Below are 26963 nucleotides of genomic sequence, written 5' to 3'. Positions count from 1 at the left end.
AAATCACCCATAAAAAACGCGCCACCAGGGCGCGTTCTTCATGACGATGGCTGGGCGATCAGCTGCCCGCCACCGTCATGCGCTCGATCAGCACCGAGCCGGTGCGGATATTGCCGCGCACTTCGAGATCGCTACCCACCGCCAGGATCTGCCGGAACATGTCCTTCATGTTGCCGGCGATGGTGACTTCCTGGACAGGGAACTGGATCTCGCCGTTCTCCACCCAGTAGCCGGCCGCGCCACGGGAGTAGTCGCCGGTGACCATGTTCAGGCCGTGCCCCATCAGCTCGGTCACCAGCAGCCCGCGGTCCATGCGGCGCAGCAGCGCCTTCTGGTCCTCCTGCCCGTGGGTGACGAAGAGGTTGTGCACGCCTCCGGCGTTCGCGGTGCTGGGCAGGCCCAGCTTGCGGCCGGAATAGGTGCCGAGGATGTAGGAGACCAGTTCGCCCTTCTCCACGAACGGCTTGGCGTAGGTCGCCAGCCCGTCGTTGTCGAAGGAGGCGCTGGCCATGGCACGCGGTATCAGCGGGCGTTCGTCGATGCTCAGCCACTCGGGGAACAGGCGTTGCCCCAGGGAGTCCTCGAGGAAGGATGACTTGCGGTAGAGATTGCCGCCGGAGATCGCCGACAGGAAGCTGCTGAACAGCCCGGTGGCCAACTCGGCCGCGAACAGCACCGGCACCTCGCATGTCGGCACCGGGCGGGCGCCCAGGCGGTTGACGGTGCGCTCGGCCGCACGACGACCAATGACCTGCGCATCGGTCAGCTGGGTGCCGATACGGTTCACGTCATACCAGTAGTCGCGCTGCATCTGCCCTTCGCCACCGGCGATCATCACGCAGCTCAGGCTGTGCCGGCTGCTGGCATAGCCGCCGATGAAGCCGTGGCTGTTGCCGTAGACGCGGCAGCCCTGGTGGGTGCTGAGGGTGGTGCCATCGGCATTGCTGATGCGGGGGTCGGCATCGAAGGCTGCCACCTCGCACACCAGCGCCTGCTCCACCGCCTGCTCGGGGGTGATGGCCCAGGGGTGGTAGAGGTCCAGGTCCGGCAGGTCGCGGGCCATCAGGCCGCGATCGGCGAGGCCGGCGCACTCGTCCTCGGACGCGTGCCTGGCAATGGCCAGCGCAGCCGCCACCGTCTCGCGGATGGCGTCGTCGCCGGTGGCCGAGGTACTGGCCGAGCCCTTGCGCTGCCCCACGTACAGGGTGATGCCGAAGCCCTGGTCGCGGTTGAACTCGACGGTCTCCACCTCGCGCTGGCGCACCGTGGTCGACAATCCCTGCTCCACCGAAACCGCGACCTCGCAGGCCGTCGCACCCTGGCGACCGGCTTCGGCGAGGATGCGCTCGACCCGTGCCTGCAACTCGGGCAAGGCCTGCGGGCCGACCACTTCTACTTCACTCATAGCCACTCCAGTTCACAAAACCTTTCGACGGGGCGGGCGCACCCGGCGCACCGCCCCACGGACCGCATCATTGCGGCGCCAGCCGGGCCGGACAATCCCCGTCCGACTGGTTATCATGGCGGCGTTTCCCACTGGATCGCCCCCATGTCTGAATACCTCGACGACGACTTCTCCGGAGAGAAGAGCAAAACCCAGGTCAAGAAAGAGCTGCACGCCCTGCAGGACCTTGGTGAACGTCTGACCACGCTCAAACCCGATGTTCTCGCCAAGCTGCCGCTGACCGATGCGTTGCAGAAGGCCCTGCTGGACGCGCCGAAGCACAAGGCCCACATCGCACGCAAACGCCACCTGCAATACATCGGCAAGCTCATGCGCGAGCAGGACATCGAGGCCATCGTCACCCTCGTCGACCAACTCGACGCCTCCACCCGCCAGTACAACGAGCGCTTCCACAACCTGGAGCGCTGGCGCGATCGCCTCATCGGCGGTGACGACGACACCCTGGAATCCTTCGTCGTCGAATACCCGGAAACCGACCGCCAGCACCTGCGCAGCCTGATCCGTCATGCCCAGCACGAAGCGGCCCGTAACAAACCGCCGGCCGCCGCGCGCAAGGTCTTCAAATACATCCGCGATCTGGACGAAACCCAGCGCGGGCTGCGTTAAAGGCCGCTGGTAGCTCGAAGCCGGAAGCCACACGGCTTCGAGCGCCCAACGCCCCTCCTCAGGCTCCCGTCCCCCCCACCGTGATCGCATCGATCTTCAGCGTCGGCTGACCCACACCCACGGGCACCGATTGCCCGTCCTTGCCGCAGGTACCCACGCCGCTGTCCAGCGCCAGGTCGTTGCCGACCATGGAAACCCGGCTCATCGCCTCGGGGCCGTTGCCGATCAGGGTCGCGCCCTTGACCGGCGCAGTGATCTTGCCGTTCTCGATCAGGTAGGCCTCGCTGGTGGAGAACACGAACTTGCCGCTGGTGATGTCCACCTGGCCGCCGCCCAGGTTGGCGCAATAGATGCCGCGCTCCACCGACGCGATGATCTCCTCGGGGTCGCTCTCCCCCGCCAGCATGTAGGTGTTGGTCATGCGCGGCATCGGCAGGTGCGCATAGGACTCGCGACGGCCGTTGCCGGTGGGCGCCACGCCCATCAGGCGGGCATTGAGCTTGTCCTGCATGTAGCCCTTGAGCACGCCGTTCTCGATCAGCGTGGTGCATTGGGTCGGCGTGCCTTCGTCGTCCAGGCTCAGCGAGCCACGACGACCCGCCAGGGTGCCGTCGTCGACGATGGTGCAAAGGCTGGAGGCGACCTTCTCGCCGATCCGCCCGCTGTAGGCCGAGCTGCCCTTGCGGTTGAAATCGCCCTCCAGGCCGTGGCCCACCGCTTCGTGAAGCAGCACGCCGGACCAGCCCGCCCCCATCACCACCGGCAGGGTTCCAGCCGGCGCCGGGATGGCTTCGAGGTTGACCAGTGCCTGGCGCAGCGCCTCGCGGGCGTAGCCCATGGCGCGGTCCTCCTGGAGGAAATAGCGGTAGTCGGTACGCCCGCCACCGCCGTGGCCGCCACGCTCGCGACGACCGTTCTGCTCGACGATGACGCTGACGTTGAAGCGCACCAGCGGGCGCACGTCGGCACCCAGGCTGCCATCGCTGGCGGCGATCAGGATGTGCTCCCAGACACCCGCCAGGCTGACGGTGACCTGCTTGATGCGCGGGTCCAGCGCCCGGGTAGCGACGTCGATGCGCTTGAGCAGCTCGACCTTCTCCGCCCGGTCGATCACGTCCAGCGGGCTGTCGGGCGCGTAGAGCCGCGCCACGTCGGGGCTGGCGAAGGCCTGCACGCGGCCCTGCTGCCCGGCGCGGGCGATGGAGCGTGCGGCGCGGGCCGCCTGGCCCAGGGCGTCGGCGGTGATGGCGTTGCTGTAGGCGAAGCCGGTCTTCTCGCCGGACTGCGCGCGCACGCCCACGCCCTGGTCGAGATGGAAGCTGCCGTCCTTGACGATGCCGTCCTCCAGCACCCAGGACTCGGAGACCTGGCCATGGAAGTACAGGTCGGCAGCGTCGATGCCCGGGCCTGCGAGCTCGCCCAGCACGCCCGGCAGCTGCTCGATGGTGAGGCCGCCGGGTGCCAGCAGCTGGTCACTGACGGATAACAACAATTGGCTCATAACTTCTCCGTTCTCGCAGGCGCAGGTGCGGCCGGCGTCAAGAATCTTCTGTGTGCCGTCACCGGCATGCGCTGGCGCACCGCCAGCTGTTCCTCCGCATCACGGTTGGCCATCAGCACCGCTTCGCCGCTGGCCTGCTCGGCCAGCACGCGACCCCATGGGTCGACGATAGACGAATGCCCGAAGGTCTCGCGTGGCCCCGGATGAACGCCACCCTGCCCCGCCGCCAGCACATAGCACTGCGTCTCGATGGCGCGGGCCCTCACCAGCACCTGCCAGTGCGCCGCGCCGGTCACCGCCGTGAAGGCCGACGGCGCGGTGATCAGCTCGGCCCCGGCCTCGCGCAGCGCCCCGTACAGCTCGGGGAAGCGCAGGTCGTAGCAGACCGTCAGGCCCAGCCGCCCCACGGGGGTGTCGGCGACCACCACGCGATCACCGAAGGCGTAGTCGTCCGACTCGCGGTAGCGGCCTCGGGCATCGGCCACGTCGACATCGAACAGGTGGATCTTGTCGTAGCGCGCGACCCGCTCGCCCTGGTCGTCCACCAGCAGCGAACAGGCGTTGGGCTTGGCGTCCGGAGCATCGTCCGGCGGCAACGGCAGGGTCCCGGCGACCACCCATAACCTGAGGTCGCGGGCCGTCCGTTTCAACCAGGGCAGGATCGGCCCTTCGCCATGCGCCTCGGCGCGGCCGATCGCACCGTAGTCGCGGCGGCCCATGGCGACGAAGTTCTCGGGCAGCACGGCGAGGCGGGCACCGTTCCCGGCGGCAGACTCGAGCAGGCGACGAGCGGCTGCAAGATTGGCCAGGACATCGTCCTGGCTGACCATCTGGATCACCGCGAAACTCATGGCGTTCTCCACAGTGGATATCGCCGCATGCTACTCCAGCGCAGGGCCGACGGAATCAATTGGGCTTCTCGAACGGCTTGTCGAAGCTGATCTTCGGCTCCTTGAGCGGCCCCTTCACCTCGTACTGCACGCTGGCGAAGCGCGCGACCTTGTCGCCCAGCAGCTTGTCCACGACGAACAGCGCACCGCCGATGGCCGGGGCGCCGACGATCAGCGCGGCCAGCGGCAGGTTGTTGGTCACCGGCAGGGTCACCAGCAGCTTGGCGTCGATGGTGTCGTGGGCCATGTCCAGGGTGCCCTTGAGCTCGACCCCGCTGGAAGGCCCTTCGAGGACGATGGGCTGGCGGGTGACGAAGACGCCCTCGCTGCCCACCAGCAGGCCCTTGACCCGGTCATAGGCCAGGCCCTTGCCGAGCAGGTCGGAGAAGTCCAGGCGCAGGCGGCGGCCGATGGAATTGAAATTCAGCAGGCCGAACACACGCAGCGCCTGGGCGCTGCCCTCGACCTCGACGAACTGCCCCTTGCGCAGGCTGGCATCGAGGGTGCCGGAGAACCGCTTGAGGCTGACCCAGGCCGGCGAGCCCGGCCAGCGGCCATCGGCGTCCAGGCGGAAACGTTCGCTGGTGGCGGTGGGCGCGTAGTTCCAGGCCAGCAGCACATCGGCCAGGTTCTTGCCCTCCAGGCGCCCCTTGTACCAGCTGGAGCTCGCCCCGGCGTTGCCCTCCCAGCCGGTGGAACCAGTGATCTTGAGGCCCTTGAGGTTGAGATCGAGATCACTGAACAGAGTGCCCTGGGGCGTCGGCCGGGCCTTGAGCGCCCAGGCCCCCAGTGGCTCGTCACCGAACTGCACCTGGGCGATGCGCACGTCCAGCGCCGGGATGGAATGGGGGTCGATGTCCTTGAGCGGGTCGGGGCTGGCCTCCGCCGCCTCGTCGTTCTCCGGCGGCTTGGGCAGGCGCACGCGGGCCATATCGACGACGATGGGCGCCCCCTTGGCATCGGGCAGGTTGACGCTGCCCTGCAGCAGGTCGCTGTCCAGATCGACTTTCCACAGCGCATCGCCCCGCGCCAGGCCGATGCGGAAGTCCTCCAGGCTCATGCCCATGCCGCTGAAGCGGCCGATGCGCAGGTCGGCCCCCTGCAACAGGCCGACGGCATCACCGGCGTCCTTGGCGGCGTAGCGATCCCGCACCGCCTGCCAGGCCGACAGGTCCAGCTCGTCCAGGGTGCCACGCACCCGGATGCCGCGGTTCGACGGCATGCTTGCGCTGCCCGAGCCCAGCAGCAGTTCGCCGCGCGCCTGGGCCAAGTCCGTCGCCGGCGCGGCAACCGCGAGGTTGGCCCGACCGCCATAGTCGAACCAGTAGCGTCGCTCCGGGCCGTCCAGGGTCATGCGCCACTGGCTGTCACGTACTTCGTCGGCAGCCTTGCCGAAAGGCGCCGGCAGGTCGACGGATACGCCCTTTAGGCTGGAGGCGATGCGCAACTGGCTGTCCTTGCCATCCAGCAACAGGTCGAGCTGGTAGGGAACATCGCCGGCGACCGGCAGGGGCCGGGTCACGCCCAGCCAGGCCGAGACATCCTTGATCGCGGCACGGCCGCTGGCCTGGATGCGCGTGCGGCCCTTGCCATTGCGCCCTTCGGCGACCGCCTTGGCGGTGACTTCGCGACCGAAGGCCTTGCCGCGTATCTGCGGCGAGCTGAGACCGCTGGCGGTATCGAAGCGGAAGGCGCCGGCGAGGTCGGTGAGTTCGAGGCTCGGCTTGGCGAACTTCAAGCGCGATTCACGGGTCGCCAGCTCGACGATCACCCGGGGCTCGCCACCGGCCTTCTCCAGCGGGATGTCCAGGTCCAGGCTGCCGTCCAGGGTGCCATCGCCCTGCCAACCGGCCATCACCTCGGCGGCTGGCGTCGGCGCTTCCTGCATGATCTTCAGGCCATCGCCGAAGCTGCTGTCCAGCTTGGCCCGGACCCGTAGGCGCGGCACCTGGCCATGCTCGACGTGGGGCACATCGGCACGCGCATCGCTGATGCGGCTGTCGAGAATGCGCGCACTGGGCACCCGCACCCGTACGCCGCTGTCCTCGATGAACACATCGCCACGGGCCTCGCGCAGCGCCGGCCAGCCTGGCTGGTAGGCGAGCTCGGCATCGTGGACCTTGAAGAACAGGCTGATGGATCGCGATTCCGGCACCGAGTCGTGCTGCAGCGAGCCCTGGTACTGGAAGAACCCCTCGTCGACCGAGCCGCCCTTGATGGCGGTCTTCAGCCACTCGGCCAGGGCCGGGCTGAGGCCGCTGGAGAGGGTCGGCAGGTATTTCTCGGTGTAGCGCGCATCGCCGTCGTGCAAGCCGACACGCAGGTCCATGTAGTCCTCCTGGGCCGGGTCGCGCAGCAGGCGGATGAGGAAGTCGCCTGCGACCTTGCCTTCATCGCCGACCACCTGGAGGTAGGGGCTGATCAGGGTGAACGCCTGGTCATCCAGCTTCCAGGTCAGGCGCGCGTGCGCCTCGCGGTAGCGCCAGGGCTTGGGGAACAGGTGATCGAGGTGCAGGGCGAAATCATCGGAATCCATCCGCAGCTCGCCGCCGGCCAGGTCGCCGGTGATGCTGCCACTGACGTTCTCGGCCGCCGGCGCGCCATGCACGGCATTGAAGGTGATGCGCTCCAGGTTGGTGCTGAAGCCGATGCGCCGGGCACCCTCCACCTGGGGCCGGTAGACCGCCTGCAGATTGCGCAGCGCACCACGGGGCTTGAGCCCGCTGACCAGTTCCGCGGCCAGGTCCGGCAGCGGCACCAGGCCCTCCACCAGCGGCACCAGGGGATCGAGGTCGAGGCGGTCGGCGGCTAGCTTCCACTCGGCTTCGCCCTGCCCGTTGTCCTGCACCTGCTCCAGGCGAATGTGGGCGTTGCTGTAACGCTGCTCGCCGACGCTCACCGCCAGGGAATCCAGCAGCAGGCTCATGCCCTTGTCGCTGCGGTTGAAATAGGCGTCCACCGCCAGGTCCTGGACGGCCACGGGCTTGCGTTGCGCGTAGCTGCCGCGCAGTTCGCCGACATGCAGCCGGGCCACCGCGCCTTGCAGGGCGCCGCGCTTCCAGTCGACCCAGAGTTCGCCACCGCCCTTGAGCTGCTCGACACGCCAGTCGCGGGTCAGGCTCCTGGGCAACCAGCGTGCCCAGTCGCTCTGGGGCAGGCTGAGGTAGATCTCGGCCTCGCTGCCCAGCAGCGCGTCTGGGTCGATGCGGGTGCGCAGGCGCAGGCTCAGCGGCTGGCCGTCCGGCAGCGTCAGGCGGCCGTCCAGGCGCTGCCGGGCAGCGCTGCCGCTGAGGGTCGTCTGTACATAGGTGAAGGTGACCGGCTTCTGCTTCCAGGGCTCCAGGGTGACCTGGCTGTTGAGCAGGGACAGGCGCTGGACGTGCTTGAAGCCATCGAGCAGCTTGCGCGCATCGAACGGGGCCTGGTCGTCCCGGGCGGGCAGGCCGGCCAGGGTCCACTTGCCGGCTTCGTCCTGTTGCACCTGCAACTGCAGACCCTCGACCTCGAGGCTGGCGATGCGCGCGGTGCGCGCCAGCAGGCTGCCGAGCAGGTCGGGCACCACGCGCACCTGGTCCAGGCGCAGGACTTCGTCACCTTCCCCGAGCGTGACGTCATGGGCGACCAGCACCGGCCCCATGCCCTGCCAGCGACCTTCGAGGCTGCCGATCAGCAGGGGTTTGCCAAGGGCCTGCCGGGCCTTCTCCTGGACTTCGCCCCGGTACTCGGCCACCAGCGGCACCAGTTGCCGGCCGAGGCTCACATAGAGGGCGGCGAGCACCAGGCCCAGCGCGCAGAGCGCCAGCAGGGTACGCAGGAGGGTGACGAGGGACAGGCCCTTGCGCGCCATATCAGTTCAAGCCCTCAGAGCAGCACGACATCGTATTGTTCCTGGGAATACATGCTCTCGACCTGGAACTTGATGGTGCGACCGATGAAGGCCTCGAGATCGGCGACGTTGCCCGACTCCTCGTCCAGCAGGCGGTCCACCACCTTCTGGTTCGCCAGCACCAGGTAGCCCTCGGCCTGGTAGGCGCGGGCCTCGCGGAGGATCTCGCGGAAGATCTCGTAGCAGATGGTCTCGGCGGTCTTCAGCATGCCGCGCCCCTGGCAGCTCGGGCAGGGTTCGCAGAGGTTCTGCATCAGGCTTTCACGGGTGCGCTTGCGGGTCATCTGCACCAGGCCGAGCTCGGTGATGCCGATGATATTGGTCTTGGCGTGGTCCCGCTCCAGTTGCTTCTCCAGCGTCCGCAGGACCTGGCGCTGGTGCTCCTCGTCCTCCATGTCGATGAAGTCGATGATGATGATGCCGCCCAGATTGCGCAGGCGCAGCTGGCGGGCGATCGCGGTGGCCGCCTCGAGGTTGGTCTTGAAGATGGTCTCTTCGAGCGTGCGATGGCCCACGAAGGCGCCGGTGTTCACGTCGATGGTGGTCATCGCCTCGGTGGGGTCGATGATCAGGTAGCCGCCGGACTTCAGCAGCACCTTGCGCTCCAGGGCCTTCTGGATCTCGTCCTCGACGCCGTAGAGATCGAAGATCGGGCGCTCGCCGGGGTAGTGCTCCAGGCGATCGGCGATCTCGGGCATCAGCTCGTCGACGAACTGGGTGACCTTCTGGAAGGTCTCGCGGGAGTCGATGCGGATCTTCTCGATCCGCGGGTTCACCAGGTCGCGCAGGGTGCGCAGGGCCAGGCTCAGGTCCTCGTATATGACCGAAGGCGCCGGGGCGCTCTGCATCTGCGAGGAAATCTGCTTCCACAGGCGGCGCAGGTAGCGGATGTCGACGAGGATTTCCTCGGCCCGCGCGCCGTCGGCAGCGGTACGCAGGATGAAGCCACCGGTTTCCTCGATGCCTTCGGCAGCGACGCAATCGGCGACCACCTGCTTGAGGCGTTCGCGCTCGGACTCGTCCTCGATCTTCAGCGAGATGCCGACATGGGCCGTACGCGGCATGTACACCAGGTAGCGCGAGGGGATGGACAGCTGCGTGGTCAGGCGTGCGCCCTTGCTGCCGATGGGGTCCTTGGTCACCTGCACCACCAGGGCCTGGCCCTCGTGGACCAGGGCGGTGATGTTCTCCACCGCACTGCCTTCTCGGTTGGAAATCTCCGAGGCGTGGATGAAGGCCGCGCGGTCGAGGCCGATGTCGACGAAGGCCGCCTGCATGCCCGGCAGTACCCGCACCACCTTGCCCTTGTAGATGTTGCCGACGATGCCGCGGCGCTGGGTGCGCTCGACATGCACCTCCTGCAGCACACCGTTCTCCACCACCGCCACGCGCGACTCCATCGGCGTGATATTGATCAGAATCTCTTCGCTCATGCTGAGAACCTACCCGACCCGCTGCCAAACAGAAATGCCGAATTCGCCCAGCAAGTCCGCCGTTTCCAGCAACGGTAGACCCACAACGGCGGAATAACTCCCCTGGATGTTCTCGACGAACACCGCACCGAGCCCCTGGATTGCGTAGCCGCCCGCCTTGTCCAGCGGCTCACCGGTAGCCCAGTAGGCCTCGCGCTCCGCCTGGGGGATGACGCGGAAGCGTACCCGGCTGGTCACCAGGCGCGAGAGGCAAAGGCCGGATTCGGCCACCGCCACGGCGGTCAGCACCTCGTGCTCGCGCCCGGAGAGGTCCGCCAGCATGGCCAGGCCGTCGTCGCGATCCAGGGGTTTGCCGAGGATACGGCCATCGAGCACCACCGAGGTGTCGGCCCCCAGCACACAGGTGCCGGCTGCGGCATCACCGAGCGCAGCCAGGCCGGCGGCGGCCTTTTCACGGGCCAGGCGCTCGACATAGCGCTCGGCCGTCTCGCCGGGGCGTACGGACTCATCGATGGCAGCGGAAAGAACCTGGAAGGGAACGCCGATCTGGGCGAGCAGTTCGCGGCGGCGGGGCGAGCCGGATGCCAGGTGGAGCGTGGCCATGCTGGGACTTCTCCATGTCGAGAAGGCACGCGGCATGGCCGCGGCCCGGTCAGTTGACGTTGAGGCGGCGGCTCAAGCCGCGCAGGGCGGCGAAAACCCAGGGCCAGAGCAAGGCACTGACCAGAGCGGGCAAGAGGAACAACAGGGTCGGCGGACGGTTGCCGGTCAGGGCGTTGAGCCACAGCTGCACCAGCTGGGCCAGGCCGAAGACCACCATGAGTACCAGACTCTGCTGCCACATGGGGAACATGCGCAAGCGCTGGTGCAGGGCCAGTACGAGGAAGGTGATCAGCGCCAGGATCAACGCGTTCTGCCCCAGCAGGGTGCCGTAGAGCACGTCTTCGGCGATCCCCACCAGCCAGGCGGTTGTCATGCCCACGCGGTGCGGCAGGGCCAGGGTCCAGTAGGTGAGCAGAAGCGCGGGCCACAGCGGCCGCCCGACTTCCATGAAGGTCGGCATGGGCGCGACGCTGAGCAGCAGCGCCAGTACCAGGCTGAACCAGATCACCCAGCCATTGTTCGAGCGGGCGCTGACCATCAGCGGTTCTCCCGGTTGGCGGACGGCGTGGCCGGTGTCGAGGAAGCCGCGCCGGCAGGTGTTGGTGCTTGAGATGCAGGTGCCGCCTGCGTGGCGGCAGGCGCGGCCGAACCCGGGGTACCCGCAGCGGGCCGGCCGGCGGCCTCGCGATCGGCCGCTTCCTGGGCTTCGGCCGAGTCGTTGGCACGCTGTTCGGGGCTGCGTGTATCGGTGAACACCAGGAGCAGGTAGCGGCTGCGGTTCAGCGCGGCGGTGGGTACGGCGCGGACGATGGCGAAGGGCTGGCCGGAGTCGTGGATGACTTCCTTGACCGTCGCCACCGGATAGCCGGCGGGGAAGCGCTGGCCGAGGCCGGAGCTCACCAGCAGGTCACCTTCCTTGATGTCCGCGGTATCGGCCACATGGCGCAGTTCCAGGCGCTCCGGGTTGCCGGTGCCGCTGGCGATGGCGCGCAGGCCGTTGCGGTTGACCTGCACGGGAATGCTATGGGTGGTGTCGGTGAGCAGCAGGACGCGGGCGGTGTAGGGCATGACCTCCACCACCTGGCCCATCAGGCCGCGGGCGTCGAGCACCGGCTGGCCGAGGAAGACGCCGTCCTTCTCGCCCTTGTCCACCAGGATGCGGTGGGTGAAGGGGTTCGGGTCGACGCCAATCAGTTCGCCCACCAGCACCTTGTCGTCCACCAGGGCGGAGGAGTTGAGCAGCTCGCGCAGGCGCACGTTCTGCTCGGTCAGGGCCGCCAGCTTCTGCAGGCGACGCTGCATCAGCAGGCCTTCGGCCTTGAGTTTCTCGTTCTCGGCGATCAGGGTGCTGCGGCTGGTGAACTGGTCGCTGACGCCATCCCAGAGGCGCACCGGCAGATCGGCCAGCCAATAGAAGGGCGTCAGCACGAGGCCCATCTGGCTGCGTGCCGGTTTCAGGGTGTCGAAGCGGGCATCCACCACCATCAAGGCGGCAGAAAGCACGGCGAACACCAACAGGCGCACGCCGAGCGAAGGTCCCTTGGCGAATAGCGGTTTTATGACCCGCTCCTCTGGTGCAATGGCTCTCCGACCTTATTCGGTGGAGAGCAGGTCCATTGCGTGACGATCCATCATTTCCAGGGCACGACCACCGCCACGGGCCACGCAGGTCAGCGGGTCCTCGGCGACGATCACCGGCAGGCCGGTTTCCTGGGACAGGAGCTTGTCGAGATCGCGCAGCAGCGCGCCACCGCCGGTCAGCACCAGGCCACGCTCGGCGATGTCGGAAGCCAGCTCCGGCGGAGACTGCTCCAGGGCGCTCTTGACCGCCTGGACGATGGTCGCCAGGGATTCCTGCAGCGCTTCCAGAACCTCGTTGGAGTTCAGGGTGAAGCTGCGCGGTACGCCTTCGGCCAGGTTGCGGCCACGAACATCGATCTCGCGGACCTCGCCACCCGGGAAGGCGGTGCCGATTTCCTGCTTGATGCGCTCGGCGGTGGATTCGCCGATCAGGCTGCCGTAGTTGCGGCGCACGTAGGTGACGATGGACTCGTCGAAACGGTCGCCGCCCACGCGTACGGATTCGGCGTAGACCACGCCGTTGAGGGAGATCAGGGCGATCTCGGTGGTGCCGCCGCCGATGTCGACGACCATGGAGCCACGGGCCTCTTCGACCGGCAGGCCGGCACCGATGGCCGCGGCCATGGGTTCTTCGATCAGGAAGACTTCACGGGCGCCGGCGCCCAGGGCGGATTCGCGGATGGCGCGACGCTCGACCTGGGTGGACTTGCAGGGAACGCAGATCAGCACGCGGGGGCTGGGCTGCAGGAAGCTGTTCTCGTGCACCTTGTTGATGAAGTACTGCAGCATCTTCTCGCAGACGCTGAAGTCGGCGATCACGCCGTCCTTCATCGGGCGGATGGCGGAAATGTTGCCGGGGGTACGACCGAGCATGCGCTTGGCCTCGGTCCCAACAGCCACGACGCTTTTCTGGTTGCCGTGGTTACGGATGGCGACCACGGACGGCTCGTTCAGGACGATGCCGCGTTCGCGCACATAAATCAGGGTATTGGCAGTGCCCAGGTCGATCGACAGATCGCTGGAAAACATGCCACGCAGTTTCTTGAACATGGGAGAGGGACCCTAGGCAACGCGTGGGTAAAAAAGTGCGGCAAACTCTAACAACGACAGGGATTTTGGGCAAGGCGCCGATATGTTAAATTGCCGGTTTTTCCGGGCCTCTAGGCCCATCATCGCGGCCTTTGACCGCCCGTTCGCGGTGCCGTTCCCGGCGCCCTTCCCGCACGGTCCCGAGCACCGCGCTGACCGCACCTCAGCTGGAGAACCCGATGGCGCTTGAACGCTCCGACGTGGAAAAGATCGCCCATCTCGCCCGCCTGGGCCTGAACGACGGCGATATCCCGCGTACCACCGAGACCCTCAACAACATCCTCGGCCTGATCGACGCGATGCAGGCCGTGGATACCGACGGCATCGAGCCGTTGGCCCACCCCCTCGAAGCCACCCAGCGCCTGCGCGCTGACGAAGTGACCGAGGAGAACCACCGCGACGCCTACCAGGCCATCGCGCCGGCCGTCGAGAACGGCCTCTACCTCGTGCCTAAAGTCATCGACTAAGGAAAAGGGTTACAGCATGCATCAATTGACCCTGGCCGAGATCGCCCGCGCGCTGGCCGCCAAGGAATTTTCCTCCGAGGAACTGAGCGGCGCCCTGCTGGCGCGCATCCAGGCCCTCGACCCGCAACTCAACAGCTTCGTCACCGTCACCGCCGACCAGGCCCTGGAACAGGCCCGCGCCGCCGACGCCCGTCGTGCCGCCGGCGAGAACGGTGCCCTGCTCGGTGCGCCCATCGCCCACAAGGACCTGTTCTGCACCCAGGGCGTGCGCACCAGCTGCGGCTCGAAGATGCTCGACAACTTCACCGCGCCCTATGACGCCACCGTGGTCGAGAAGCTCAAGGCCGCCGGCACCGTCAGCCTCGGCAAGCTGAACATGGACGAGTTCGCCATGGGCTCCTCCAACGAATCCAGCCACTACGGCGCCGTGAAGAACCCCTGGGCGCTCGACCGCGTCCCCGGAGGCTCCTCGGGCGGCTCCGCCGCCGCCGTCGCCGCGCGCCTGGTGCCCGGCGCCACCGGCACCGACACCGGCGGCTCGATCCGCCAGCCCGCCGCCTTCACCAACCTCACCGGCATCAAGCCCACCTACGGCCGCGTCTCGCGCTGGGGCATGGTCGCCTACGCCTCCAGCCTCGACCAGGGCGGCCCGCTGGCCCGCACCGCCGAGGACTGCGCTCTGCTCCTGGGCGCCATGGCCGGCTTCGACCCGAAGGACAGCACCAGCGTCGACGCCCCGGTGGACGACTACCTCGCCGCCCTCGCCCAGCCCCTGGCCGGCCTGCGCATCGGCCTGCCGAAGGAATACTTCGGTGCCGGCCTCGACGCCTGCATCGGCGCAGCCGTCATGGCCGTGGTCGAGGAGCTGAAGAAGCTCGGCGCCACCGTCAAGGATGTCTCGCTGCCCAACATGCAGCACGCCATCCCCGCCTACTACGTGATCGCCCCGGCCGAGGCCAGCTCCAACCTGTCGCGCTTCGACGGCGTGCGCTTCGGCTACCGCTGCGAAGCCCCCAGGGACCTGACCGACCTGTACAAGCGCTCCCGCGCCGAAGGCTTCGGCAGCGAAGTGAAGCGCCGCATCATGGTCGGCACCTACGCGCTCTCCGCCGGCTACTACGACGCCTACTACCTCAAGGCGCAGAAGATCCGCCGCCTGATCAAGAACGACTTCGTCGCGGCCTTCGCCGATGTCGACGTCATCCTCGGCCCGACCACGCCCAACCCGGCCTGGAAGCTGGGCGAGAAGAACAACGACCCGGTCGCCCAGTACCTCGAGGACATCTACACCATCACCGCCAACCTCGCCGGCCTGCCGGGGCTGTCCATGCCCGCCGGCTTCGTCGACGGCCTGCCGGTAGGCGTGCAGCTGCTCGCGCCCTACTTCCAGGAAGGACGCCTGCTCAACGTGGCCCACCAGTACCAGCAGGTCACCGACTGGCACAAACAGGCCCCGGCCGGATTCTGAGGACGACACACATGCAATGGGAAACCGTGATCGGGCTGGAAATCCACGCACAGCTCAGCACCCAATCGAAGATCTTCTCCGCCAGCGCCACCACCTTCGGCGCCGAGCCCAACACCCAGGCCAGCCTGGTTGACCTGGGCATGCCCGGCGTCCTGCCGGTGCTCAACGCCGAAGCCGTGCGCATGGCCGTGAAGTTCGGCCTGGCGATCGACGCCGAGATCGGCGAACGCAACGTCTTCGCCCGCAAGAACTACTTCTACCCGGACCTGCCCAAGGGCTACCAGACCAGCCAGATGGACCTGCCCATCGTCGGCAAGGGCCACCTGGACATCACCCTGGAAGACGGCACCACCCGCCGCATCGGCATCACCCGCGCGCACCTGGAAGAGGACGCCGGCAAGAGCCTGCACGAAGACTTCCACGGCATGACCGGCATCGACCTCAACCGTGCCGGCACCCCGCTGCTGGAGATCGTCTCCGAGCCGGAGATGCGCAGCGCCAAGGAAGCCGTCGCCTACGCCAAGGCGATCCACGCCCTGGTGCGCTACCTCGGCATCTGCGACGGCAACATGGCCGAAGGCTCGCTGCGCTGCGACTGCAACGTCTCGGTCCGTCCCAAGGGCCAGGCCGAGTTCGGCACCCGCCGCGAGATCAAGAACGTCAACTCGTTCAAGTTCATCGAGCGCGCCATCAACACCGAGATCGCCTGGCAGATCGACGAGCTGGAATCGGGCCGCAAGATCGTCCAGGAAACCGTGCTCTACGACGTGGCGGCCAACGAAACCCGCTCCATGCGCAGCAAGGAAGAAGCCAACGACTACCGCTACTTCCCCTGCCCCGACCTGCTGCCGGTGGTGATCGAGAAGAGCTTCCTCGACGAAGTCCGCGCCCAGTTGCCGGAGCTGCCGGTACAGAAGCGCGAGCGCTTCGAGAGCCAGTTCGGCCTCTCCGCCTACGACGCCAGCGTGCTCTCCGCCAGCCGCGAGATGGCCGACTACTTCGAGGCCGTGCAGCGCACCTGCGGCGACGCCAAGCTGGCCGCCAACTGGGTGATGGGCGAGCTCTCCAGCCTGCTCAACAAGGATGGCCTGGAGATCGAGCAATCGCCGGTTTCCGCCGAGCACCTGGGCGTCATGATCCTGCGCCTGAAGGACGGCACCATCAACGGCAAGGCCGCGAAGACCGTGTTCGCCGCCCTGGCCGAAGGCGAAGGTTCGCCCGACGAGATCATCAAGGCCCGCGACCTGGTGCAGAACACCGACAGCGGCGCCGTCGAGAAGCTGCTCGACGAGGTGCTCGCCGCCAACGCCGAACAGGTCGAGCAGTACCGCGCCAGCGATGAAGCCAAGCGCGGCAAGATGTTCGGCTTCTTCGTCGGCCAGGCCATGAAGGCGGCCAAGGGCAAGGCCAACCCGGCCCAAGTGAACGAACTGCTGAAGAAGAAGCTCGAAGCCTGAGCCCGCTAGCCCAGTGGGCCCCGCACATGCGGGGCCCACTGGGTAATGGCAGGGCAAAAGGACCGATTCGCCTCCATCAGGTGACGCCATGCAGCGACTGTTCTGCCTTCTCGCTTTCTCCGGCCTGTTGACCGGCTGCTCCTACCTTCCCTTCGAACGCGACAGCGAAACCCCGGGCGACTACCGCGCCGAGGGCCGCGCCTCCTTCTACGGCGCGCGCCACCATGGCCAGAAGACCGCCAGCGGCGAACGCTTCGACCAGAACGCCCTGACCGCCGCCCACCGCACCCTGCCCTTCGGCACCCGGGTCAAGGTCACCAACCTCGACAACGACCGCAGCGTGGTGGTCCGTATCAACGATCGCGGCCCCTATGCCCGCACGCGGATCATCGATGTCTCGAAGAAGGCCGCCGAAGCGCTGGGCATGATCCGCTCGGGCGTGGTGCCGGTGCGCGTCGAAAGCCTCAGATGAACCCAAGCAGGAAACCGCTATGAGCGAAGCACGCAAAACCGGCGTCCAGGTCCGCCGCGAAGTCATGGGCGACACCTTCGTCGACCGCGCCCTGGGCAATGCCACCGAATTCACCCAGCCGCTGCAGGACTTCGTCAACGAACACGCCTGGGGCGGCGTCTGGAACCGTGAAGGGCTGGACCGCCGCACCCGCAGCCTGATCACCCTCGCCGCCCTCACCGCCCTGAAATGCCCCCAGGAGCTCAAGGGCCACGTGCGCGGCGCGCTGAACAACGGCTGCACCGTGGAAGAGATCCGCGAAGCGCTGCTGCACTGCGCCGTCTATGCCGGCGTCCCCGCCGCCATCGACGCCTTCCGCGCCGCCCAGGAAGTCATCGACGCCTGGCAGGCCGACCAGAAGGCCTGATTTAGCGCCTGTAGGTTGGCGCCGAGCGCAGCGAGACCCAACGATGCGCGGCTCGACGTCGCTGCGCGGGACTGTGGGAGCGAATTCATTCGCGAAGAGGGCCAACTCGGGCGGCGTTCCGCGAGCTACGCGCCATGCCCGCCTCCGCCTGGTGGAGGTAAAAAGCGACCTCCACCCTACGCAAGGGTCATGTCCGAGCGATGCGGCATGTGTAGGGGCGACTTCAGTCGCCCAGCGGCGCACAGCGCCACCAAACACCTACCGATCAGGGATAGCTGAAGCTCTTCACCAGGGTCAGCTCCCCCGGCTGGCGCATGGGCACGAGGAAGCTCTGCTGCTTCTCGTTGGGCGTGCCCTCTTCGCTGATCACGGTGATCTGGCCGATGGTCAGCGCCTGCCCCGGCGAGCTGCTGCCGTCCTCGTCGCTGCGGTAGCCGCCGCCGTAGTAGTTCACGTAGACCAGGTACTGGCCCTTGAGCGGGGTCGGGGTGGCGATCATCTCCGGGCCGTAGCCGGTGGTCACGTCCACGTCCAGGGCCGCGCCGTTGGGCAGGGAGCGCTCGCCGTACCAGACATGGCCGCCGTCCGGGGTCACCAGGTGCAGGTCGAGGTCGGTGTTGTCGCTGTCCCAGGACAGCACCACGCGCAGGCGTGCCGAGACCCCGCCGCGGCCGAGGCTGTAGAACTGCACGCGGCGCTTCTGCTGGCCGTCGGGGCTCTGCACCTCGACGCTGTTGCTGCCGGCCGGGAACACGAAGGGGCGGTCGAAGCCGCCGTCCTCGTTGATCTTCAGCGGCATGTCGATGCCGTTGACCACCAGCCGGCCCGGGCCTTGCGGCGCCTTCGACAGGCCGCTGATGGCGCCCTTGATCCGAGCGGTATCGGCCTGGTCCTCGGCGACGTTCACCGAGGAGGCCGGGTAGTTCACCTGCTGCATGAAATGCGCGCCGTCGCCGCTGCCCTCGCGCCAGCCGCCGCGAGGCGTGTCGATGCGCACCTCGGCACTGGCGGCCAGGGGGATCAGGCTGAGAAGCAGGGGGGCGAGGTATCCGGGGCGCAGGCGCATGGGGTCATTCCAGTAACAGGTGGCGGGCGAGGCGTTCGACATAGTCTTCGTCCTGGCCATTGGGGTGGGCCTCGAAGGCCAGGTGCAGGTATTCGTGGGTCAGGTCGAGGCGGTCCTGCAGGGAGAACAGGCCGCGCACGAAGATGCGTCGCCGCTCGCGGTCGACATGGGGCTTGCCGGAGGCCAGGCGGCACACGGCGAACTGCTGGATCTCGTCGTAGCCGGGCTCGCCGTCCAGGGTGGCGCGCCAGCCGCGACGCTGCGTGCGCAGCCACTCCTCGGCGTTGGGCAGCGCCTGGCAGGCGGCCACAGGCTTGTCCCAGCGGCTGAGGCTGGCACGGGGGAAGGCGCGGGCCAGGATGGCGTCATAGCGCAGGCCTTCGCCGGCCTGCTGCACCGCCTGCTGCCAGGCCAGGCGATCCGGGCCCGGCTTGTCGCTGTGGTAGGTGACCGGGCTGCCGGCCAGCACCAGGTCGGCGGTCCAGGCAACGATGGCGCGGGCCTCGGGCGTGGCCGGGCGCGGTGCGACGCGCTGGCTGGCGCTGCTGTCGTCGATGGTCAGGCAATCGCCGCGACGACCCGCGTTCTGCTGCAGGTAGCTGCGGATGGCCACGGCCAGGGCCTTGGCCGCTTCCGCCGGCTGCGCCGAGGCCTCGCGTTGCAGCACGCGGGCGACGTAGTCCTCGCGCTGCAGATGGGCGGTGAGCTGCAGGACATCGCCCTGGCGCTCGAGGAACAGCTCGCCATCGCTCTCGATGGGCAGGCGGTTGCCGTTGGCGAACTCCACCTCGTAGCGCCCGCGGAGCATGCCCGGTGCCACGGCGGCCGCTTGAGCTTCGTGGCGCACCTGGCGCACCGGGTAGCGGGTAAACAGGCCGACCTCGACGCAGGCACCGGTTTCCGCCGGCCAGGTCGTGGGCAGCGTCTGCCCGAGCACCTCGGCGTAGTCCTTGAGCACGCGCTGGCTGGTCCCCGGGCCACCGGCCCAGATCGGCGTGCCGTCGGCCAGCCAGCCGGCGAAACCACCCTGGCGCGCCTGGGCATCGCCATCGGCGAGCCAGCTCCAGGTCTTGGCGCGCAGGCGCCCGCCAAGGGCACCCAGCGCGGCGGAATCGGGCGCGGCCAGGGGTACGTCGAGCAGCACCTGGCGTGCCTGGGCCTGGGCCGGCAGGTGCGCCAGTTCGTCCAGCAGCTCGCTCACCGGCACCCGCGCCTGCGGCTGCAACTGGTCCAGTCGCTGCAACCAGCCGGCGCCCTGGCGCTCGCGCCAGTAGCGCGACCAGTCGGCGGGATCGAGGTGCAGGTCGGGGGAGGAGAAATACAGGCCGCAGGACTTCACCAGCGCCTGGTCCCGGTCGATGCGCTCGCCGGGGTTGCAGCAATAGACCTCGTCGCGGTCCTGGCCCTTGCACTGGTAGCCGGGGTCGGGACGCGCGTTATCCACGAGGTAGGCGTAGACGAACAGTTTCCACAGGCTGCCCAGGGGCGTCTGGCGCTCGGCGGGCAGGGCCCCGCGCGTGAGCACCCGGCTGCGGTCCAGCTGCAGCAGCTCGTTGCCCTGGGGCCCGCGCCAGGCGAGGCTCAAAGGCGCCTCGCCGGCGTGCAGCAGCGAGGCCGCCAGCATCAGCAGGGCCCCGGCCAGGTGTCGCGTCCTAGTCAACCTTGATCCGTCCGAGCGCCGGTTCGCTCTCCAGCGCCTGCTCCTGGGGAGCGTAGAGGCGCTGGTAGCGGGCCGGCGGCAACTCGAAGGAGCCTTTCTGCGAGAAGCGCACCAGGTGCTGCAGCACCACGCTGCCCTGCAGGCTGTCCACCGGCACCGCGTAGAGCAGTTGGCCCGGCTCGTTGCGTGCACGCTCCAGGGTCTCGGCTTCCTCGCCACCCAGGCCGGAGATCTTGATGCCCCAGGTGGTGCGCTCGACATCGGCGCCCGGCGGCAGCGGCACTTCCAGCATGCCGTAGCGCAGCGCGCGCTCGCCCTTGCTGGTGAGCACGATGGTGTCCAGGTATAGGTCGTCGCTGGAGATGTCCTCCGGCTTCACTTCCTCGGCGGTGAAGCTGAAGGGCTCCTCGCCGGGCACCAGGCGCATCAGGCTGCGGGAGATTTCCACGTCCAGCTTCGCCGGGGCGGCCTGGGCGCTGTTGAAGTCCAGGCGCACGTCCACCGGGTGCGGCAGGTCGGCCGGCAGTTCCATTTCAGCGGGCACGCCCTGGCCTTGCCACAGCCAGTAGCCTTCGCCGCTGGTGCCTTCGGCCGCGCGCCAGTCGCCCTGGGGCTTGAGCGCGATCGCTTCGTCGTCCTGGCCGAGGGAACGTTGCAGCCAGGTCAGCGCCAGGGCGCGTTCCAGGGTGGCCTGGCCAGGCGCCAGGCGCTTGAGCAGCGCGGCGGCGCGTTGGCGATCGGCACCGTTGACGTACAGGCCGACGGCCTCGGTGAAGGGTTGCTGGCTGGCGGCCAGGCGCTCGCGGGCGGCAGCGGCCTGGGCGGCCAGTGCGTCCGGCACCTTGGCCTGCACCTGGCGCGCCAGGCCGAGGGTGAGCACCCGCGCGGTGGCGAGGCCCAGGGCCGAATCCGGCGCGGCCATGACCAGGCTCTGGCTGCCGTCGTCCGACAGGGCCTGGTCGCTGCCCTCCCCGGCGGCCGCCAGGTCGGCCATCAGGCCTTCCATCAGGGTGTTGACCGGCAGCTGCATCTCGCGGGCGAAGCCGAGGATCAGCGCACGCTGCAGCAGCGGCGTGGTCGGCGCCTGGGCGGCATAGACGTCCAGCACGCGCTGCCAGTGCTCCGCCGGCAGCTGCACCTCCAGCGCGCGGCTGGCGTACCAGTCGGCGTAGTAGGCATAGGCGGTGAGGAAGGCATCGGCATCCGCCTCGTCACCCCACCAGGTGAAGGACGCTTCGGGGCCGGCCATCTGCACCAGGCGCAGGCGGCTGTTCTGCATGATCAGGCGCAGGCGGTCGCGCACGCGCGGCTCGCCCTGGGCCAGGGTCGGGTAGGCCAGGGCCAGCGGCAGCAGGCGGCTGGCGGTCTGCTCGACACCGCCGTAGGGGTAGCCGAGCAGGTCATCGAGCGCGCCCTTGAACAGGGAGCGGCCGCTGTCGTCGAGGCGCAGGCGGATGGCGCTGGCGTCGGCCGGCAGGCCCAGTTCGGTCTTGCCGGCGTAGGCGACGACGGTCTTCGCCTGGGCGCTCTGCCAGCCGCTGGCGGCCAGGTGCAGGGCGACGTCGAGGGCGTCGACGACCTGGCCGTCCTGAACCAGCTCGGCGTGGAAGTCGCCATTCACCAGGGCGGTCTCGGCCAGCGGCAGGTAGTTGATGCCCTTGGCCAGTTCCACCGGAGTGCGCTGTTCCTGGCCGTTGTAGCGGGTCACCAGTTCGGCCTTGGCACCGGTTTCCCCCTGGTTGAAGGCGAACAGGCCGAGGGCCGGCTTGTCACCGCCACGGTAGGTGGCCGGGCCGCTCCATTTCAGGTACAGCGGCTTCTCGGAACGCACGAACTGGCGCTTCTGGCCGACCTGGCCGTCGGCGTTGACGGCGCGGGCGGTGATGCGCCAGCGGGTCAGCGAGTCGGGCATGCGGAAGCTGAAGCGCGCCTTGCCGTCGGCATCGGTGACGAGGTCGGGCTGCCAGGCGGCGGTGTCGACTTCCTCGCGGCGCGGGCGCTCCAGCACCTTCACGCCACGGTCGCTGCGGTTGGCGCGGCCCGGGGCGCTCGGCGTGCCGGGCAGGGCCAGGTCGTAGGCGATGAAGGACAGGCTGGCGCTGGTGCGCACGTTGTTGCGGCGCGGGTGGTAGAAGAACTGGTCGATGCCCGGGGCGATCTCCGGCTGCAGCGCGTAGATCATCTCGTCCACCACGCTGACGGTGAGGCGCGAGGCGGTCGGCTTGCCGGCGTAGCGGGTGGTCAGCTCGACGGTGACCAGGTCGCCGGGGCGGGCGGTTTCCTTGTCGGCGACGATCTGGATGTCGATCTGCGGCGTCGCCACCTTGATGCCGGCGTTCTGGAAGCTGTAGTCGCCGCCACGGGTGTAGAGCGCGGAGAAGGTGATGTTCGGCGAGAAGGTCTCGCCCACCGGGATGCGCGCGCGGTACTGGGTATCGGACAGGCGCTCGATCTTCAGCCAGTCGCCGCCCTTGGACAGCAGCGCGGTGGCCTCGACCTTGTCGCGCTCCAGGGTCAGCAGCGCATCGCTCACCGGCTCCGGGAAGGTGATCAGGGCCAGGGCCTCGTCACCGGCCTGGTACTCGGCCTTGTCCAGCACGATCTCGATGGTGCCGGCCACGGCCTTGACGCCATCGCCGCTCACCGAGTGGCCGGTGGCGCCGAGGATCAGCCCGTGCTCGTCCTTGAGGGTGATGCTGTAGGTGCCGGGGCGCTCGAACTTGAGGTCGAAACCTTCATCCCCTTCACCCAGGCTGCCGCTGTGGCTGCTCTGGTCCTCCAGGCGTACCCAGTCGTAGCGCGCGGGCTTGAGCTCGGTCGGGCGCTCGCTGCGGTAGGTGAAGCGCACCGACTCGCCGGCGCTGCTGAAGCGCTGCGGGGCGGTCAGGGCGTAGCGGGCGGCGCCACGCTCGATGAGGATTTCCTTGCTGGTCTTGACCCGGTACGCGGCGCCATCGCTGGCGAACACGGTGAGCAGGTAGCGGCTGGGCTTCTCGGCCGCCGGCAGGTCGATCTCGGCACGGCCCTTGGCGTCGGTGGTCAGTTCGCTGGTGCTCAGCTCGATGGGGAACTGGCCGAGGTACTGCAGTTCGTTGTCGATCATCGACAGCTGCTGGGCGCGCAGGCTCAGTTGCAGTTTGGCGTTGGCCACCGGCTTGCCATCCGGGTAGAGCAGCACCAGGGCGCCCTTGACCGGCTCGCCGGTGCGGAAATCGGGCTTGGCCAGGTCCAGCGACACCTCGAAGTGCGGCTTGATGTACTCGGCGACGCGGAAGGCGCTGCTGTAGATCTGCTCGCGATAGGTGAAGCGCAGCTCGTAGCCGCCGGCCACGGCGTTCTGCGGCAGCTGGAAGCGGCTGGCGGTGCCGGACCTGGAGTCCAGGTTCAGGTCGAGGGTCTGCAGCTGGGTGCCGTTGGCATCAAGCACCGCGAGCTTGATCGGTGCGGCGCTTGGCGCCACCGAATCACGGGCGTTCTTGAACTCGCGGCCGACGATCTTCACCTCCACCCAGTCCCCCGGGCGGTACAGCGGCCGGTCGGTAAAGGCGTAGAGCTTGGTGTCGTAGATCTCGCTGTCGTAATAGAAGTTCTCGGAGACGAACACGCCGCCCTCGGCATCCTCGCCCAGCAGGTAGGAACGTTCCGGGCTGGCATGGCCGAGGCGCAGCAGGCCCTCGGCGTCGGTGCTGCCGCTGGTCATCACGCCCAGGCCGTCGGTCCACAGCACCTTGGCCCCGGCGACCGGGGTGCCCTGGTGCTTGTGCGCCGTCCATACCAGCAGCTCGCCGCCGGCGATCTTGCTCACGGCGACGGTGTTGGAGACGAACACCACGGTGGTGGCGCGGTACTTGCCGACGATGGCCTCGGCCAGGTACAGGCCCGGCTTGAGCTTGCCCAGCGGGATGTAGACGTTGCCCGGCTGGACGTTGGTGAACTGGCTCGAGGAGCCGGCCAGCTCGACGCCCTTCGGCGGCTCGATGGGCTTGGCTTCCCACAGCGGGTAGCGGAACTGCTCGACCAGGGGCAGGCCCTTCATGGGCGCGTACTGCACCTGCGGGGTGAATTCGGTGGGCTGGCGGATGGCGTCGCCCATCTTCAGCTCGGGCGCTTCCTCGGTGACCTGCTTGCGCGACTCGTAGGAGAAGGCGCGCTGCATCACCCGCCGCGACTTGCGGTACCAGTTGTCCCACAGGTAGCCGAGGGTGTTGGACAGGCCCTCGCCCTTGAAGTCGCCCTCGGCGACCACCCGGTGCAGGTTCTTCTGGCGCTTGAGGAAGTCCAGCGGGTTGTCGATGCGGTACACCCGCACGTCGACGCCGCCGTAGCCTTCCATGCGGTAGCGGCGGTAGTCGCGGCCCGGTGCCTCGAGGCGCACCTTGGCGACCTCGTCGGCGGCGAAGCTGCTGTCGGCCAGGAGGAAGAAGGATTCCCCCGAGAGCGGCGTGTAGCCGCTGGAGGGCACTTCGTCATCGGCCTGGCTGCTGCCGAAGGGCAACGCCAGGGCGAGCAGGGCCGTCGCCGACAGGGTGGCGGCGCGGCGCAGCAGGCGGGCGGCAGTCATCGGGAGAGGAAGTGCAGCCGATAGATGCCGATAAAGTTGGGGTTGGATTCGTCGGGGATCCATCGGGTGTCCTTCCATGTCATGAGTTGTTGCAGGCTCACGGAGCGCATGCCGTTATCGGTCGGCGTGGTGGTTCCGGTGTGGTACGCGATGTCGCGCCCCATCCAGATCATCAGGTGCTGCTCGTCGCCCTGGTCGAAGAAGATCAGGTCGCCGGGCCGCGCCTGGTTGAGGTCACGGCCGGCGAACCGGCTGTTGTACTGGATCAGCTTGATGGCATTCACATAGGGCCCGACCTTGCCGCCGCCCTGTTGCCAGGTCTGCGCCAGGCGGCGCTGGCCGTCGGTCAGGTCCAGCTCCGGCGGCAGGTAGCGGTTGGACAGGCCGTTGGCGCGCAGCCACTTGCCGTCGTGGGGCTTGAGCGCCTCGTTGGCGGCGAAGCGCACCAGGCCGGCACAGTCCTGCTGGTGCCAGCGCGGGCTCGGCCCCTGGCGCAGCTGCTCCTGGGCGATGCGCACGAACCAGGCGCGGAACACCTGGGACTGCTCGGCGTCCAGTGCGGGGACGTCCTCGGCGCGCACGGCCAGGCTCCACGCCATCAACAGCGCGGCAAGGCCCAGCGGCAGGCGAGCCAGTGCACGGGTCACAGCGGGCGCCACTCCAGCGGCAGCCATTGCCAGTCGGAACCGGTCTTGGTGCCCGCAGGCAGCGCCAGGGCGTACTTGCCATGGCCACCGAGGGCCCGCAGCTTGGGCAGCAGGTGGGTTTCGGCGGCGTTGAGGAACACCGGCTCGTAGTTGCTCGGCAGGCTGTCGAGGGTCTCGCGCTCGAGCAGCTTCGACAGGCCGTCGGGGGCCATGAAGGCCGGCACCAGGGCGTCCTTGGGCAGGGTCTCGGCCAGCGGCGGGAAGCGCTTGTCGAGGGTATCCAGGCCCTTGGTCACCAGCTTGTCGTCGAGGGAGAACAGCAGGGTGTCGCCATGGCGCGCCAGGCTCACGCGGAAGAAGCCGCTGGAGCCCAGGGCGTCCGGGTTGGCGTTCTCGCTGGCCGGGTACTGGCCGAAGTTGGAGCCGACATCGCGGGTCCAGCGGCGGGTCTCGCCCTGGGTCTGGTCGTCCACCGGGAAGCGGCCACCCTCGACATAGGGCTCGTAGGCGCCGATCACCGAGCCGAACAGGCCCTCGATGGCGGTATCGAGCTCAGGCGTCACCTTCTCGCCCAGCTGGGTGACCAGCAGCGGCGAGTGCAGGCGCGATTCGGCGTACCAGCAGAGGCCAGCCGATCCGTTCAGGCGCTTCTCCAGCTCGGCGGCGACCTCCTTGCCGGCACCGACGCGGTCCAGCAGCTTGCCGGGTACGCCCGGTGCCACCGGCAGCGCCACGCAGGCACTGGCACCCATGGGCATGGCCTTCCAGATGGGGGCGAAGTCGAAGGCCGGCTGGTCGTCGACGTCGTTGAGGGCGACGTAGCTGTGCCAGCCCTTGTCGTCCATCTCGAAGCGCAGCCCGGCGAAGGACGGGAAGAAGCGCTGGTAGCCGAAGGCGACGTACTCGCCGCCCAGGGCGATGCGCTGCTGCTCGGTGCCGCGGGCATCCAGGCCGAAGCGCTCGGGGAAGGGGTTCTCGCCTTCCAGCAGGGATTCCACCGACTCGGTGGCGTCCTTGGCCAGTTGGCCGGCTTCATCCATCAGCATGCCGGGGCTGGACAGCACCAGCAGCTTGTCGCCGTGGCTGGCCAGCAGCACGGAGCGGTCGCCCAGGTAGCTCAGGCGGTAGAGCGGTACGGAGTCGCCGTCCACACGCAGCTCGCCGGCCTGGCTCAGCTGGCTGTCGTCGAGGGCGACGTGGGCCAGGGGCTCCAGCACCCGCGCCAGGCCACCGCGCTCGATGGTCAGCAGCACATGCTTGAGCTTGCCATCGGCGCCGCGCCACAGGGCGACTTCGGCGGGCTGGTCGAGCAACTCGTCCAGCAGCGTGTCCTGCAGCTTGAGGTCACGCTCGTAGATGATCCGCCGCAGGCTGCCGGACAGGCCGAGGCGGTCGGCGTTGTCCTGGTAATAGAAGACGAAGTCCTCGGTGAGGGTGTCGCGCAGCAGCGGCACGGCGAGGATGTCCTTGGGCAGGCGGCTCAGCGAGACGCTCTCGATCAGCGCATCGGGGCGCTTCAGGTCGAGGCCTAGGGCGCTCTTCTCGGCCAGCTCGCGCGGCGGTTCCTTGGAGCACCCGCCCAGCAGGCCGAAGGCGGCCAGCGGCAGCAGCAGGCCGGCGGCCAGGGCGCGCGGGTGGCGTGCCAGGGCCGGGCGGCGGGCCGGTTCGGGTGTGGTGGTCTGGCTCATGTCGAATAACCCCAGTT

The 26963-nt window shown here is 68.4% G+C and carries 20 protein-coding genes; 6 read left to right on the top strand and 14 right to left on the bottom strand.

Annotated features, from left to right (window positions below; translation table 11 throughout):
- Nucleotides 1-58: 58 nt before the first annotated feature.
- Nucleotides 59-1405: a metalloprotease PmbA gene (pmbA, locus tag PHLH3_RS05890; RefSeq protein WP_213628553.1), complete on the bottom strand. Its 1347-nt coding sequence runs from the start codon at nucleotides 1403-1405 to the stop codon at nucleotides 59-61.
- A gap of 144 nt (nucleotides 1406-1549) precedes the next feature.
- Here pmbA and yjgA point away from each other — a divergent pair, with 144 nt between their 5' ends.
- Nucleotides 1550-2071 carry a ribosome biogenesis factor YjgA gene (yjgA, locus tag PHLH3_RS05885; RefSeq protein WP_173173224.1) on the top strand — a complete coding sequence of 174 codons (522 nt, stop codon included), beginning with the start codon at nucleotides 1550-1552 and terminating at the stop codon, nucleotides 2069-2071.
- Between the two features lie 58 nt (nucleotides 2072-2129).
- On the opposite strand, the gene tldD is transcribed toward yjgA, so the two are convergent.
- The 8 genes from tldD to mreB are packed head-to-tail and all read right to left on the bottom strand — an operon-like array spanning nucleotide 2130 to nucleotide 13015.
- Nucleotides 2130-3572, bottom strand: a complete 1443-nt coding sequence (gene tldD / locus PHLH3_RS05880; protein ID WP_213628552.1) for a metalloprotease TldD — start codon at nucleotides 3570-3572, stop codon at nucleotides 2130-2132.
- Nucleotides 3569-4423 carry a carbon-nitrogen hydrolase family protein gene (locus PHLH3_RS05875; RefSeq protein WP_213628551.1) on the bottom strand — a complete coding sequence of 285 codons (855 nt, stop codon included), beginning with the start codon at nucleotides 4421-4423 and terminating at the stop codon, nucleotides 3569-3571. Before PHLH3_RS05875 ends, tldD begins: the two co-directional genes overlap by 4 nt.
- 55 nt (nucleotides 4424-4478) lie before the next feature.
- Nucleotides 4479-8309 carry a YhdP family protein gene (locus PHLH3_RS05870; protein ID WP_213628550.1) on the bottom strand — a complete coding sequence of 1277 codons (3831 nt, stop codon included), beginning with the start codon at nucleotides 8307-8309 and terminating at the stop codon, nucleotides 4479-4481.
- Between the two features lie 14 nt (nucleotides 8310-8323).
- Entirely contained in the window at nucleotides 8324-9781 is a 1458-nt protein-coding gene (gene rng, locus PHLH3_RS05865; RefSeq protein WP_213628549.1) for a ribonuclease G, read from the bottom strand.
- A 9-nt stretch (nucleotides 9782-9790) separates the two neighbouring features.
- A complete protein-coding gene (locus tag PHLH3_RS05860; RefSeq protein WP_213628548.1) occupies nucleotides 9791-10384 on the bottom strand; it encodes a Maf family protein in 594 nt (197 codons plus the stop codon).
- Nucleotides 10385-10433: 49 nt separating this feature from the next.
- Nucleotides 10434-10922 (bottom strand): rod shape-determining protein MreD, encoded by a 489-nt coding sequence (mreD, locus tag PHLH3_RS05855; RefSeq protein WP_213628547.1) that lies wholly within the window; start codon nucleotides 10920-10922, stop codon nucleotides 10434-10436.
- Complete coding sequence (mreC, locus tag PHLH3_RS05850) at nucleotides 10922-11944, bottom strand: rod shape-determining protein MreC (RefSeq protein WP_213630425.1); 1023 nt, start codon at nucleotides 11942-11944, stop codon at nucleotides 10922-10924. Before mreC ends, mreD begins: the two co-directional genes overlap by 1 nt.
- Before the next feature lie 33 nt (nucleotides 11945-11977).
- Complete coding sequence (mreB, locus tag PHLH3_RS05845; RefSeq protein WP_021217765.1) at nucleotides 11978-13015, bottom strand: rod shape-determining protein MreB; 1038 nt, start codon at nucleotides 13013-13015, stop codon at nucleotides 11978-11980.
- A gap of 218 nt (nucleotides 13016-13233) precedes the next feature.
- Here mreB and gatC point away from each other — a divergent pair, with 218 nt between their 5' ends.
- From gatC to PHLH3_RS05820, 5 genes are all read left to right on the top strand, one after another.
- The gene (gatC, locus tag PHLH3_RS05840) at nucleotides 13234-13521 is read left to right on the top strand and encodes an Asp-tRNA(Asn)/Glu-tRNA(Gln) amidotransferase subunit GatC (RefSeq protein ID WP_021217764.1); all 288 of its coding nucleotides are present in this window, start codon (nucleotides 13234-13236) and stop codon (nucleotides 13519-13521) included.
- Nucleotides 13522-13537: 16 nt separating this feature from the next.
- Complete coding sequence (gene gatA / locus PHLH3_RS05835) at nucleotides 13538-14989, top strand: Asp-tRNA(Asn)/Glu-tRNA(Gln) amidotransferase subunit GatA (protein ID WP_213628546.1); 1452 nt, start codon at nucleotides 13538-13540, stop codon at nucleotides 14987-14989.
- An 11-nt stretch (nucleotides 14990-15000) separates the two neighbouring features.
- Nucleotides 15001-16446: an Asp-tRNA(Asn)/Glu-tRNA(Gln) amidotransferase subunit GatB gene (gene gatB, locus PHLH3_RS05830; protein ID WP_213628545.1), complete on the top strand. Its 1446-nt coding sequence runs from the start codon at nucleotides 15001-15003 to the stop codon at nucleotides 16444-16446.
- An 88-nt stretch (nucleotides 16447-16534) separates the two neighbouring features.
- Nucleotides 16535-16918, top strand: coding sequence for a septal ring lytic transglycosylase RlpA family protein (locus PHLH3_RS05825; RefSeq protein WP_213628544.1), 384 nt, complete (start codon nucleotides 16535-16537; stop codon nucleotides 16916-16918).
- 19 nt (nucleotides 16919-16937) lie between these two features.
- Nucleotides 16938-17324, top strand: coding sequence for a carboxymuconolactone decarboxylase family protein (locus PHLH3_RS05820; RefSeq protein WP_213628543.1), 387 nt, complete (start codon nucleotides 16938-16940; stop codon nucleotides 17322-17324).
- Nucleotides 17325-17589: 265 nt separating this feature from the next.
- On the opposite strand, the gene PHLH3_RS05815 is transcribed toward PHLH3_RS05820, so the two are convergent.
- Genes PHLH3_RS05815 through PHLH3_RS05795 form a run of 5 tightly spaced genes read right to left on the bottom strand, consistent with a single transcriptional unit; the run spans nucleotide 17590 to nucleotide 26946 of the window.
- On the bottom strand, nucleotides 17590-18390 hold the full coding sequence (locus PHLH3_RS05815; RefSeq protein ID WP_213628542.1) for a DUF2135 domain-containing protein: 801 nt from the start codon (nucleotides 18388-18390) through the stop codon (nucleotides 17590-17592).
- A 4-nt stretch (nucleotides 18391-18394) separates the two neighbouring features.
- Entirely contained in the window at nucleotides 18395-20014 is a 1620-nt protein-coding gene (locus tag PHLH3_RS05810) for a DUF2300 domain-containing protein (protein ID WP_213630423.1), read from the bottom strand.
- Nucleotides 20015-20042: 28 nt separating this feature from the next.
- Nucleotides 20043-24611 (bottom strand): alpha-2-macroglobulin, encoded by a 4569-nt coding sequence (locus tag PHLH3_RS05805; RefSeq protein ID WP_244862986.1) that lies wholly within the window; start codon nucleotides 24609-24611, stop codon nucleotides 20043-20045.
- Nucleotides 24608-25285, bottom strand: coding sequence for a DUF1175 domain-containing protein (locus PHLH3_RS05800; protein WP_213628540.1), 678 nt, complete (start codon nucleotides 25283-25285; stop codon nucleotides 24608-24610). Before PHLH3_RS05800 ends, PHLH3_RS05805 begins: the two co-directional genes overlap by 4 nt.
- Nucleotides 25255-26946: a DUF2138 domain-containing protein gene (locus tag PHLH3_RS05795; protein ID WP_213628539.1), complete on the bottom strand. Its 1692-nt coding sequence runs from the start codon at nucleotides 26944-26946 to the stop codon at nucleotides 25255-25257. Before PHLH3_RS05795 ends, PHLH3_RS05800 begins: the two co-directional genes overlap by 31 nt.
- Nucleotides 26947-26963: the final 17 nt, after the last annotated feature.

Origin of the sequence: Pseudomonas sp. Pc102, assembly GCF_018408275.1 — a bacterium.
Taxonomy (GTDB): domain Bacteria; phylum Pseudomonadota; class Gammaproteobacteria; order Pseudomonadales; family Pseudomonadaceae; genus Metapseudomonas; species Metapseudomonas tohonis.
The sequence above is the reverse complement of the archived record's forward strand: the minus strand, read 5'-3'. Positions and strand labels throughout refer to the sequence as shown.